This window comes from Nitrospirota bacterium (assembly GCA_040757595.1).
Lineage (GTDB): Bacteria > Nitrospirota > Nitrospiria > Nitrospirales > Nitrospiraceae > JBFLWP01.
In genome coordinates, this window is record JBFLWP010000021.1 from 44281 (window position 1) to 55331 (window position 11051).

Genomic DNA, 11051 nt, shown 5'->3' on the forward strand with positions numbered 1-11051 from the left:
TCAGAACTCGACTCCCTTCTGGGCCTTGACGCCTTTCCTGAACGGATGCTTGACCTGTCCCATCTCGGTGACCAGATCCGCCTCTTCGATCAGCTCCTGCTTGGCGCTGCGCCCGGTGATCACCACGTGCTGCATCGGGGGCCTGGCCCGCAAGACCGGCAGCACGTCCGCCAACTGGACGTATCCGTGGTGCAGGGCGATGTTGAACTCGTCGAGGACGACCATCGCATAGGCCGGATCGCGGAGGAAGCCGGCCGCGGCCGCCCAGGCCTTCTGCGCGAACTCCGTGTCCCGCTCCCGGTCCTGGGTCTCCCAGGTGTAGCCTTCCCCCATGCGCAGGAAGAGGACCTGGTCGCCGAAGCGTGTGAGCGCCCGCGCCTCCGCCGTGTCGATCGCGCCCTTGATGAACTGGACGATCGCCACCTTCATCCCGTGGCCCAGGCAGCGCAGCACCATGCCGAGCGCCGCCGTCGTCTTCCCCTTGCCGGCGCCGGTGTAGACGATCAGCAGGCCCTTCTCCTCCTGCGCGGCGGCAATCCGCCGGTCCACCGAGGCCTTGAGCCGCTGCATCCTGGCCTTGTGGTCGGCTTGATCAGCCATGGAACGATTCCCGGCTGGCGGGGCGGTCGGCTCGGCCCTTCCTTGCCGTCTCCACCAACACCCCGGCCAGGTCCGGCCGGCTGGCGAAGTGGAGGTGGGCGTACAGGGCCAGCACGTTCCCCGCAACGAGCCCGTCCGGAGCCCGCTCAAGGCCACGGGCATCCGTGACCGAGCAGGCGTAGTCGAGCGGCCCGAGCGGCACGAGCGTCGAGTAATGGAACTCGTGGCCGCGGGCTTCCGTCCCGGCCGGCCCCAGCAGGCAGGGCTTCGTCACTTGCACGAGGCGATAGCCCAGCGTCAACCCCGGCTTGCGCATGACCGTCTCGGCGGCGAAGAGCCCCACCATCTCGTGGGTCCGGCCCTCGAAATCCTTAATGGCTTGCGTCAGGTACATGAGCCCGCCGCACTCGGCATAGATCGCCCCGCCTGCTTCGGCATGGGCTCGAACCGCCCGTTTCATCCTTACGTTGGCCGCCAACCGCTCGCCGAACAGTTCGGGATAGCCGCCGCCGAAATAGAGAAGCTCCGCATCGGGCAGGGCCTCGTCCCCCATCGGCGAGAACCGCACGAGCTCGGCGCCGGCCTGCTCCAGCAATTCCAGGTTCTCCGGATAGTAGAAGCAGAAGGCCGGATCGTAAGCGACGCCGACCCGCACTCGACCGTGAGACGTGAGAGGTGAACCGCACTCCTCCCCTCTCACGTCTAACGTCTCACCTTTTACATCTTCAGATGCCGAGCGGGCGAGCGCTTCGACCCGATCCAGGTCCACGGTCTCGCTCGCCGCACGTCCCAGCCGCTCGTAGAGCTCCCTCGTCCCCTGTTCGATCGCCGTCACGAGCCCCAGATGGCGATCCCCGATGGTCAGGGCCGGATCGGGCTTGAGGTAGCCCACTACGGCCAGGTCGGTCTCCGCCTCGACCGCCTCCTTGAGTAGTCGGTAATGGCCCTCGCTCCCCACCCGGTTGAAGAGGACTCCGGCCACCTTGAGCGCCGGGTCGAACCGGGCATAGCCGGAGGCCATGGCCGCCGCCGAGCGGGCCATGGCACCGCCGTCAATCACGAGCAGCACCGGCGCGCCGAGCTGCTTGGCCAGCTCCGCCGTGCTGCCGGTCTCGGCGGTCGGGGAGCTGCCGTCGAACAGCCCCATCACGCCTTCGATGATCGAGAGATCCGCGTCGGCCGAAGCCCGCAGGAAGATCTCCCGGTTGGCGGCCGGCCCCAGCATCCAACCGTCCAGGTTGCGCGAGGGCCGCCCGGTCGCGACCGTGTGGTGGCCCGGGTCGATGTAATCCGGCCCGGCCTTGAACGGCTGGACGCACCGGCCCCTGGCCGTGAAGGCCGCCAGCAGCGCGAGCGTGACCGTGGTCTTCCCGATCCCGCTCTGGGTGCCGGCGACGACGAGCCGGGGCCTCTTCATGGTTGCTTCCGTCACAGCAAATCGGTGTTGACGCGGACGCCGAAATAGATCGAACGCACCGGCGTCCCCGCGTTGAGAATTTCCTGGTAATGCTGGTTGAACAGGTTGTCCACCCGGACGTAGGCCTGGACCTTGTCGCTCACGTCGTAGTTGGTCGTCCAGTTCCACACCGCAAAGCCCGGGACGTTCTGCCGGTCGTTCGTGGTGTTGAAGCGCGAGCCCATCATGCGGCCCGCCAGGACGAAGTTCAGCGGCGTGAGAGGCCGGTAGCCGATCTGAAGGGTCCATTGGTCCACGGGCCAGCGCGGCAAGCGCCTGCCGTTGCTCAAGTCCCGCGTCATCGTGTTCGTGTACTGCCCCTGCAGGTCGAGGCTCTTCAGGAGAAACAGGTTGGGCGCATAGTTGTAAGCGAAGGACGCTTCCCAGCCCCGCGTCGAGGCGGACCCGACATTGATCGGGCAGAAGCTGAACGTGCTGAACGGGGCACAGACCACGGGATCGAACGTGGTGACGATCAGGTCCCGATAACGGTTCCAGAAATAGCCGCCGCTCAATCTGAAGCTCTTGTTGAAGAGCCACTGGTCCACCCCGACATCGAAACTTTGACTCTTCTCCTGCCGAAGATTGGGATTCCCGAAGTTGGGGAAAAACAAGTCGTTGATCGACGGCGCCCGGAAGCCCGTGGAGTAACTTGTCCGGAACTTCGTGTCCGTCTCCTTGTGCAGATATCCGCCGGTGACACGCCACGTGGTCGCGTCTCCAAAGACGTTGTAGCTGTCCTGCCGGATGCCCGCCGTGCCGAAGACCCGGTCCCAGAGATTGACCTGGGCCTGCGCAAAGCCTGCGTGCGACGCGATGACGTGGTTCGACAGCCCCGTATCGTTCTCGCCCTGCTGCTCCCGGAACTGATAGCCGAAGGTCAGCAAGAGCGGGTCCGCCACCTGCACGTTGTGCTGCCATTCGATCCGGTTGGCGAGCACCCGAGTCTCATTGGGATCACCGGTTGGAACGTTGACGACGTTGGTGACGAGGTTCCGCTGCAGGTTGCCGGGCAGGAAAAGGGACGCCTCCTGCGACCGTGAGAGCGTGAGTTTCTGGTTCCACCATTTCGTGATCGGCTGCTCGTAGTTGCCGCTGAACACGAATTGGTTGCTCTTCTGCTTGGACGCGAACACGTCCTTCGGCGGAGGGGACACGTTGTCCAGTCCGGTCGAACCGTTCATCCAGCGGAAGTCGAATTCAAAGCGCCCGTCCCGAGGCAGGTCTATGCCCAGGCGCGACGAACCGGCCCAGTTTCTGAACGAGTCCCGCTCCGCGGCCCCGAGCCGGTAGTCCACCGTGGAGAAGCCGGAGAAGTCCCAGCGTGACAAGGCCATGGAGAAATCCACCGGGCCTTTCTTGCCCGTTACCTGCCCCCCCTCGCGGATGGAGTTGAACGAGCCGTATTCGACGAAGGCGTTCGCGGTCGGCTTCCCGGCGCCTCTCTTGGTAACGATGTTGATCACGCCGCCCATCGCGTCCGATCCCCACAACATGCTCTGGGCGCCGCGGAGGATCTCGATCCGCTCGATGTTGTCCGTCGTCAGATTGGCGAAATTGTAACTGCCGGTCGTCGCGCTGTTCACGATCGCCCCGTCAATGAGCACCAGGGTCTGGCTGGCGCTCCCGCCTCGAATTCGCACAAGGGCTTCGGTCCCCGGCCCGCCGCTGGACAGCACGGAAAGGCCCTGCGAGAGACGCAGGGCGTCCACGACGGTCTTGAACTTCTGCCGTTGCATCTCCTCGCCCGTGATCACTTCCACGGCGCTGGTGATGTGGCTGACCGGCACCGGCGTTTTCGTCGCGCTCGTCACGACCTCCTCCGTCGTCACGACCGGTGTCTCATCTTCGGTTTTTCCAGCCTCTTCCGCCAGACCGGGCGTGGGCCACCCGATCCAGAGCCCCCATAGAACGAATCCAACGAGAAATCCTCGACGACAGCGATCCGCGATCTTCCGCATTGACCCAACTCCCTTATGCTCGAAGGGATGAGAGTGAATGGTCCGACAGACGGGTCTCCTGACTCGCGGATCGTCGCGCTCCCGCGCCTTCCCAGAACTTGTGTGATGGGTGATGGGTTATGAGTGATGGGGAAAGAAGCCAGTCATTCGCTCCTTACCCATCACCTGTCACCTATCACCGATCACCGCATTTCCAGTGGCTTCGTGCGGAATGGCTCCCCGCTTACAGTGGCGGCACCGTGATGGCTTCACACCATCTTCCCCGGCGCTGTCGGTCTATTCTCCGGTAGTCCCTCCCTGATGAATGTCGCGCCCTGTCGCTGAACTGACGAGGAGTGGGCGCCTTCCCCTCGTCACTCGTCATTCGTCACGCGTCACCCGTCACGGTCTTCCTACCCGGCAACGTGACGCGCGGCAGGCCCGAGTCCGGATGACAGTCCACCAGCACCCGGCACCGGTACACCGGCTCCAGCACCTCCGACCGGAGCACCTCCTCCGGGGAACCGATCCGCACGACTTGCCCGTCGCGCAGCAGCATCAGCCGGTCGCAATACTGGCCGGCCAGGTTCAGGTCGTGCGAGGCCACGACCACGGTCAGCCCCTGCGCCTCGTTGAGGCGGCGGAGCAGCTCGCAGATCTCCACCTGATGGTGCAGGTCCAGGAACGCGGTCGGCTCGTCCAACAGCAGCACCTTGGGCTCCTGCGCGAGGGCCCGAGCGATCACGGCCCGCTGGCGCTCGCCTCCGGACACGTCGCCGACGGGCCGGCCAGCCAGGTGCAGCACGTCGGTCTCCCGCATCGCCTCCTCCGCCAACCTGAGGTCCTCCGGCCCGTCCCAGCCGAATCCGCCGAACGGCCCTCCGTGCCGGTGGTGCGGGAACCGCCCCATCAGCACAACCTCGGTGATCGTGAACGGAAACGCGAGCGCAGTCTCCTGGGGCACCAGCGCCACGGTCCGCGCCACGGCCTCCTGCTTCATCGTCCCGAGCGCCTGGCCGAACAGCGCCACGGTCCCCCGTTGCGGGCGCAGAATCCTGGCCAGCAGCTTGAGGAGCGAGGTCTTTCCGGATCCGTTCGGGCCGATCACGCCGAGAATCTGGCCGGACCGGACTTCGAAGGTCAGATCCTTCAGCACCCACCCGTCCGCGTCCAACCGGCCCGGCCCCCTTCGATAGTGAAAGGCCAGATCGTCCACTTGGTAGGCGGCTGTCGAAGCACGCGTCTCCACTGATTCCCTTCCGCCTCAGGACAGGCTCAGCCGACCCTTCCGCGCCGCGAGCAGGTAGATGAACACCGGCCCGCCGGCCAGCGCGGTCACGACCCCGACCGGCATCTCCGCCGGCGCCAACAGGGTCCGGGCGATCGTGTCGGCGGCGGCGAGGAACGCGCCCCCGACGAGCGCCGAGGCCGGGAGCAGCAGCCGGTGATCCGGGCCCAGGACGAGCCGCACCGCGTGGGGGATCACCATGCCCACGAACCCGATCATGCCGCTGACCGAGACGACCGCGCCGGTCAACAGGGCGGATGCAAAGAAGACGGTCCGCTTCACCGTCTCCACCTCCACTCCCAGGGCCCGCGCGGCTTCCTCCCCCAGCGTCAGCAGGTTGAGCGAGCGGGCCTGCCGGAAGAGCACCCAGGCGCCCAGAATCAAGTACAGGGTCAGCACGGCCAGCACCGGATAGTCCGGCGCGGTCAAGGTGCCCATCAACCAGGACATCATGCCGAAAGACCGGTTCGGGTCCATCATCGAGGTCACGAACATGATCAGGGCGGAGAAGATGGCGTTCAGGATCACGCCGGCCAGCAGCAGCGTGTGGATCGGCAGGTGCCCGTACGAGGACGCGATGCGATAGACCACCAGGATGGAGCCCAACCCGCCCAGGAAGGCGCAGAGCGGCAGGGCCGAGAGGCTCGCGACGCTCGTCCCGATCCCCAGCAGGATCGCCAGAGCCGCGCCCAGAGCCGCGCCGCTGGAAATGCCGAGCACGTAGGGATCGGCCAGGGGATTCCGCAGGAGGGCCTGGAGCCCGACTCCGACCGTCGCCAGACAGCCCCCGACGAGGAGCGCCAGCAGGATGCGGGGCAGCCGCACCTGCACCAGGATCACGCCGGTCGCGCCGGCGGATTCGGCGCCGGCCTCCCCGTCCCGCACGACGAGGCCGAGAACCCGCAGCATCTCGGAAAACCCGATCGGCTCGGCCCCGAAGCGCAGGCAGACGAGCGCGATGGCCAGGGCCAGCAAGCCAAGCCCGAGCAGCGTGACGCCCCACCGTTGCGGTGTCAGGACCGAAGACCGGCCCACCGCCCCGCTCGCCACGGAGCCACGGGAGGCGAGCCCGACCGCCGTCACATCGGTCCCCGCCCCGGGGGCGCCTGACCAGTCGCCCGTTCCCATCACGGAGAGTTCCCCCCTTCAAACGCTTCCGGATGGACGATCCGGACCAGACGGTCCAGGCCGTCCACGATCCGCGGGCCGGGACGGTTGAGGAGATCGGACGGAATCGTGTGCAGGCGTCCCTGCCTGACGGCCGACAGCATGGACCAGCGCTGCCAGAGCTGCCGATCCGCCTCCGAGATGCCCTCAGCCGAACCCACGGGGAACACGATCACCTGGGGATCCTCCTTGAGCACCTCCTCCATGTTGAGCCGGGGATAGGGAACGGCGGCGCGGGCCGCCACGTTGGTGCCGCCGGCCAACTCGATCAGGTGGTGGATGAAGCTGCCGGGCCCCACCGTGATGAGCGGCTGGCTGTTGAGCACGTAGAGCAGACGGAGTCGGGGCAGGGCCGCGGTCTTCTGTTTGACCGACGCGATCCGCTCGCGAATCCGGGCCGCAACCTGGTTGGCGGCCGGGGCCCGTTCGAACATGCGGCCGAGGGTCAGGATGTTCGACGGCACGTCCTCAATGGTCCTGGCCTCAATGATGTACACCGGGATTTTCAATTGCTCCAGCTTGCCGAGGACATCGGCGCGCATGAACTCCCGCGGAGCCAGGACCAGGTCCGGCTGCAGCGCGACGATGGCTTCGATGTTCGGACGGGCGTAGCCGACTTTCGGCCTAGTCCTGGCCTGAGGCGGGTAATCGCAATATTCGGTCACTCCCACGATCTCCTGGTCCAGTCCGATCGCGAAGAGCGACTCGGTCACGCTGGGCGCCAGGGAAACGACGCGGGCCGGGGGCTTGGCGAGGAAGATCTTGCGGCCCAGGTCGTCCACGAAGGTGCGCGGCGCCAGGTTGGCCATGAAAGGCATGCCGGTCAGGATGCCTTGCTGCCGTCGCTTCTTCATGGAGGAGAGATCCCCGTCATCCGCCTGGGCCGACCCGCAGAACAGGATCGCGAGCAGTCCCAGAAAGCCCAGCCACCGTAACCGACCGGATCGTGAATGTCGCGAGCCCAAACAAAAAATCCCCAAGGCCTTGTCAGACCCTGAGGATTGCACCCGCTCCTTCACCCTCACCCTTTCCCCAGCCCACGAGGGAAAGAAGGTCGTTCACCCGCTGCGTTGCAAAAGCAACGGGTACCCGGGCAGGTCTTCTGGCTTATGGATGCGGACCTACTCCCCGCCCCTTCCCATCTGAAAACCGTGACGCGTGATGCGTGACGCGTGACCAGTTAGAAGAGCTTTTCGCTCAATTCTGAACCTGTCACCCGTCACCCGTCACGTGTCACTGTCTTCCAGACAGTGGTGTGCGCGGGTTTCGTCTCCATTCACAGCGGCGGGACCGCGAGGGATTCACACCCTCTTCCCTTGACCCGGAACAGCCTATGTCGGAGGCCAACTCTAGGGGAGCCCCTCGAAGCTTGTCAAGGCCAAAGATTCGGCGCAGAAATGCAACAAATTGTTCGAGTAAGCACCGGAGTACTGCGACAGGTTTTTACCGGATGTCATCCCTAAGCCCGCAAAATCTCTGTGAGTGGTCATCCTGGGCCGCCAGTCGTTTTTTGGCACCGGGATTGCGTTAAATCATGCGGGCTTAAAGTACGTGGTATAAGGGAACCCACAAATCCATAGGCCTATGAAGCTGTTCAAGAGCCTCATCCTGCTGGCGATCATGACCTCCCTGCTCCTGCTGGGCCTGGACGTAGCCAGGACCCTGTGGTTGGAAAAGGAGGAGGAGCCGAGCGTCAACTACACGAGACTGACCCAACTTCCGGCCCGGACGATCGAGAGCCCGAAGGTCAATGGCTATCTGGTCCTCCTTGGTTTTGCCGTTTCCTCCTCGCTCGACCCGGTCCAGATCGGCAAGGACATGTGGGTCGAATCGGAAAGCGCCGCCGGCCATCGGTTCTTTGACTATGGCCAGCGCGCCAGAACCGAGCTTCGAGTCGAGGACGATCTCCTGAGCGAGTTGCAGCCGGGGCAGGCATCGCAGGCCGCCACTCCGGCTCACCTCTCGACGACGTTCCTGCCCGGTCTCCTCCGCCAGCATGCGGTGCTCCTCGATCGCTACCGCTTCTGGCTGTCGCTCCCTTTCCAGGACTGGGGCTACGGCCTTCCGGGCACGCCCCGCTTCGTCGAGATCGTGGCGGCGCACCGTTTGTATCTCACCGAAGGGTTCGCCCAAGGGATCGAAGCCGGCGTGGACCGGACCGTGAAGGACCTCTCGGCCTGGCGGCAGGTGCTGGCCGAAGCCAAGACCCTCCAGTTGAAGCTCCTGGCCCTCACCGTGGTCGAGGAGGACCTCGCCCTGCTGAACCAGGCCCTGCGCCGCCGGGACTTCGACCAGGACCGGCTCCCGCACCTGGCGCTGGTCCTCCGCCCGTTGACGCAATCGGAGCGGTCGCTCCGCTGGCCGATTCAGCACGAGTTCCTGCTCGGCGTGAGGCGGGCGGACCATCCGCACGTGGACGACGTGGACGGCAAGCGGGAGGAATCGGAGGTGAACCGGCGTTGGGTCGCCGCCCTGAGCGGGGTGAGCGAAGCCGCCATCCGATCGGCCGAGAGGTTCCTGCCGGCCGGCGCCCTCGTCCGGTCGAAGCTGCAGAAGCAACGGGCGCTGAACATCTGCGCCGAGTATGTCGAGGCCACGATCCAAGCGACCGACACCACGGTCGGCCCGTTCCCGCGCCTGCAGGATTACGCCCGGGCGTCCCACCGCAAACTGGTGGATTATCTGCTCAACCCGGTTGACAACGTCTTCGCTTCCAGCCCGGAGCCGGATTGGGGCGTCTTCGTCACGCGCATCCAGGAAACCGACGCCCGCCTGCGGCTGGCCGGCCTGCACCTGCGGCTGCATCGAGCCCCGACGGAAGGGAGCGTGTCCGCCCGCATCGCCCAGGCCGGGTTGAGCTATTACGACCCCTTCACCGGCCTGCCGATGCTCTGGAACCAGGAGACCGGACGGATTTACTCGGCGGGCCGGGACAAGCGGGACGACGGGGGGGACGACGAGCGGGACCTGACGCTCACGATCACGCTCCAGACGACGACCGCCGCTTCCGCCCAACCCGCACCTCCGGCCAAGAAGCGCCCAGCCCGTCGCTCATAGCGATCGCCCGCCCCACGCCGGATCTGCCTCATTGCAGCCTGCCCTTTCTCACGACCGGTAGCGGATCTTCAACGCCAAGATGGTTCCCGCCAGCACCAGGGTGACGGTGTTCGCCAGGATCACCGGCAGGGATCGAATGAAGAGCCCGTACAGCAGCCAGAGGAAGACGCCGGTGCAGAAGGTGATCAGCATGCCCAGCGAGACGTCCTCCGCGGACCGGGACCGCCAGGTCTTGAGCAGTTGCGGGATGAAGGCGATCGTCGTCAAGGTCCCGGCCGCCAGCCCCGTGAGCATGATCCAATCCATGTCCGGTCTTCTCCCGCTCTGAATAGGCTGTAAGGTCGTGGGAGGATAGACGGTTTACTCTCGCGGCACAAGCGCCGGCGAGAATCAAGCGTGCAGGCAGAGGGCACGCTGAGACAGAGGGGGGCAACCGTGCATGGCGGCTGACCGTTGGATTAGGCGGCTCGGCCCGGTGAAGCCTTCGTTCGGACCAGGAGATCCACGTCGCAATCCAGAACGTGAAGCAAGGACAAGAGCTGGTCCACGGACTTGCGGTAGTTCCGCTGATCGAGCAGGCGATAGAGCTGCGCGGCAGACGTTCGCAGCCGCCTGATGATCTCGCGCTTGGATAGAGGGCTGGCCTCGACGCGCTTCTGCGCTTCCAGCGTCAGCTTGTAGAGCAACGTATCCCGCAAACAACTTGGATCTTTGTTGTATTCCAGCACTTGCTCGACGTGGACAGTTCCCTCCTTGCCGGAAGCAAGCACATAGGTGAAGCCTTCCCGTCCCAGCTCTTTGTCCACGAACAGTCGAACAATCGGGTCGGCGATGCTGGGTTGAGGCTCCACCTTCGAGTATGGGAGCGGGAACGTTTTCCGCGTCGTCTTCACCTCGAACACCTTCTTGCGATTGTTGAAGGTGACTGACCGGATATTCATAACAGCCCCTCCGCTTCCAACTCTTCAAGCAACTTGCGCACTCGCCGCGTCGCCTGACCCTTCATCGGTTTCCGGTTATCCAAGTCCCATTTCACGATGAGCTTCCCATTGCGGTACACGTGCACGTGCCGAGGAGGGCGATCGCCCTTCCAGGTGACCAGGACATAGCCACCCCGGCGAAGCTTTCCCATAAATGAACGCTACCCTATACGGTAACACTTGTCAATCGCCTGACAGAGTATGGCTCAAGCGACCGACGACAATCGGGTGAACCGTGTCAGGAATGGTCGGTGAAGGACGGAATAGAGAATGAGAAGTAGCTAACGTGGGTGGCCTAACGGGTGGGCGCTGAGCCGCCGCCGGATCATCGGCTCGGATGTAGGCCACCGCTGCGAGGACTGCTCTCGACCTGACGGCGTGAATCGCAACTGCAACGGTCACTCCGCCGCCAGCAGGCTGTCAGCCTCAGCCAGGATGACCCCCTCCCAGAAAACTAGGCCAGCCAAAACTGGGAAAATCGGCTAAGCTTGCAGCCCTCCAACTCAGGAGGGCGCATCATGAAAAAGAGCAAGTTTTCGGAAGAGCAGATCGCCACGGCCCTG

The 11051-nt window shown here is 64.9% G+C and carries 10 protein-coding genes and 2 riboswitches; of the genes, 1 reads left to right on the plus strand and 9 read right to left on the minus strand.

Annotated features, from left to right (window positions below):
- The 6 genes from cobO to AB1411_15525 form a co-directional block, all read right to left on the minus strand.
- Positions 1-600: a cob(I)yrinic acid a,c-diamide adenosyltransferase gene (gene cobO / locus AB1411_15500; protein MEW6545001.1), complete on the minus strand. Its 600-nt coding sequence runs from the start codon at positions 598-600 to the stop codon at positions 1-3.
- A complete protein-coding gene (locus AB1411_15505) occupies positions 593-2017 on the minus strand; it encodes a cobyrinate a,c-diamide synthase (protein ID MEW6545002.1) in 1425 nt (474 codons plus the stop codon). Before AB1411_15505 ends, cobO begins: the two co-directional genes overlap by 8 nt.
- 11 nt (positions 2018-2028) lie before the next feature.
- Positions 2029-3888 (minus strand): TonB-dependent receptor, encoded by a 1860-nt coding sequence (locus AB1411_15510; protein MEW6545003.1) that lies wholly within the window; start codon positions 3886-3888, stop codon positions 2029-2031.
- A gap of 159 nt (positions 3889-4047) precedes the next feature.
- A riboswitch (cobalamin riboswitch) is annotated at positions 4048-4312 on the minus strand.
- 72 nt (positions 4313-4384) lie between these two features.
- Positions 4385-5245, minus strand: coding sequence for an ABC transporter ATP-binding protein (locus AB1411_15515; GenBank protein ID MEW6545004.1), 861 nt, complete (start codon positions 5243-5245; stop codon positions 4385-4387).
- Positions 5246-5260: 15 nt separating this feature from the next.
- Positions 5261-6412, minus strand: coding sequence for an iron ABC transporter permease (locus tag AB1411_15520; protein MEW6545005.1), 1152 nt, complete (start codon positions 6410-6412; stop codon positions 5261-5263).
- Positions 6412-7305 (minus strand): cobalamin-binding protein, encoded by an 894-nt coding sequence (locus AB1411_15525; GenBank protein ID MEW6545006.1) that lies wholly within the window; start codon positions 7303-7305, stop codon positions 6412-6414. The genes AB1411_15520 and AB1411_15525 overlap by 1 nt, the downstream gene beginning before the upstream one ends.
- A gap of 220 nt (positions 7306-7525) precedes the next feature.
- Positions 7526-7791: riboswitch (cobalamin riboswitch) on the minus strand.
- A gap of 244 nt (positions 7792-8035) precedes the next feature.
- Here AB1411_15525 and AB1411_15530 point away from each other — a divergent pair.
- A complete protein-coding gene (locus AB1411_15530; GenBank protein MEW6545007.1) occupies positions 8036-9508 on the plus strand; it encodes a hypothetical protein in 1473 nt (490 codons plus the stop codon).
- 48 nt (positions 9509-9556) lie between these two features.
- On the opposite strand, the gene AB1411_15535 is transcribed toward AB1411_15530, so the two are convergent.
- The 3 genes from AB1411_15535 to AB1411_15545 all read right to left on the minus strand — a co-directional run bounded on the left by AB1411_15535 (position 9557) and on the right by AB1411_15545 (position 10640).
- Complete coding sequence (locus AB1411_15535; protein MEW6545008.1) at positions 9557-9814, minus strand: SemiSWEET transporter; 258 nt, start codon at positions 9812-9814, stop codon at positions 9557-9559.
- A 152-nt stretch (positions 9815-9966) separates the two neighbouring features.
- Positions 9967-10449, minus strand: coding sequence for a hypothetical protein (locus AB1411_15540; GenBank protein ID MEW6545009.1), 483 nt, complete (start codon positions 10447-10449; stop codon positions 9967-9969).
- Positions 10446-10640 (minus strand): hypothetical protein, encoded by a 195-nt coding sequence (locus AB1411_15545; GenBank protein MEW6545010.1) that lies wholly within the window; start codon positions 10638-10640, stop codon positions 10446-10448. The genes AB1411_15540 and AB1411_15545 overlap by 4 nt, the downstream gene beginning before the upstream one ends.
- Between the last annotated feature and the right edge of the window lie 411 nt (positions 10641-11051).

What these genes read in the sequence shown, in the direction of transcription:
- AB1411_15525 (MEW6545006.1), bottom strand. Translation starts at nt 7,305, where the DNA reads ATGAAGAAGCGACGGCAGCAAGGCATCCTGACCGGCATGCCTTTCATG.
- AB1411_15535 (MEW6545008.1), bottom strand. Translation starts at nt 9,814, where the DNA reads ATGGATTGGATCATGCTCACGGGGCTGGCGGCCGGGACCTTGACGACG.
- AB1411_15540 (MEW6545009.1), bottom strand. Translation starts at nt 10,449, where the DNA reads ATGAATATCCGGTCAGTCACCTTCAACAATCGCAAGAAGGTGTTCGAG.
- cobO (MEW6545001.1), bottom strand. Translation starts at nt 600, where the DNA reads ATGGCTGATCAAGCCGACCACAAGGCCAGGATGCAGCGGCTCAAGGCC.
- AB1411_15505 (MEW6545002.1), bottom strand. Translation starts at nt 2,017, where the DNA reads ATGAAGAGGCCCCGGCTCGTCGTCGCCGGCACCCAGAGCGGGATCGGG.
- AB1411_15520 (MEW6545005.1), bottom strand. Translation starts at nt 6,412, where the DNA reads ATGGGAACGGGCGACTGGTCAGGCGCCCCCGGGGCGGGGACCGATGTG.
- AB1411_15530 (MEW6545007.1), top strand. Translation starts at nt 8,036, where the DNA reads ATGAAGCTGTTCAAGAGCCTCATCCTGCTGGCGATCATGACCTCCCTG.
- AB1411_15545 (MEW6545010.1), bottom strand. Translation starts at nt 10,640, where the DNA reads ATGGGAAAGCTTCGCCGGGGTGGCTATGTCCTGGTCACCTGGAAGGGC.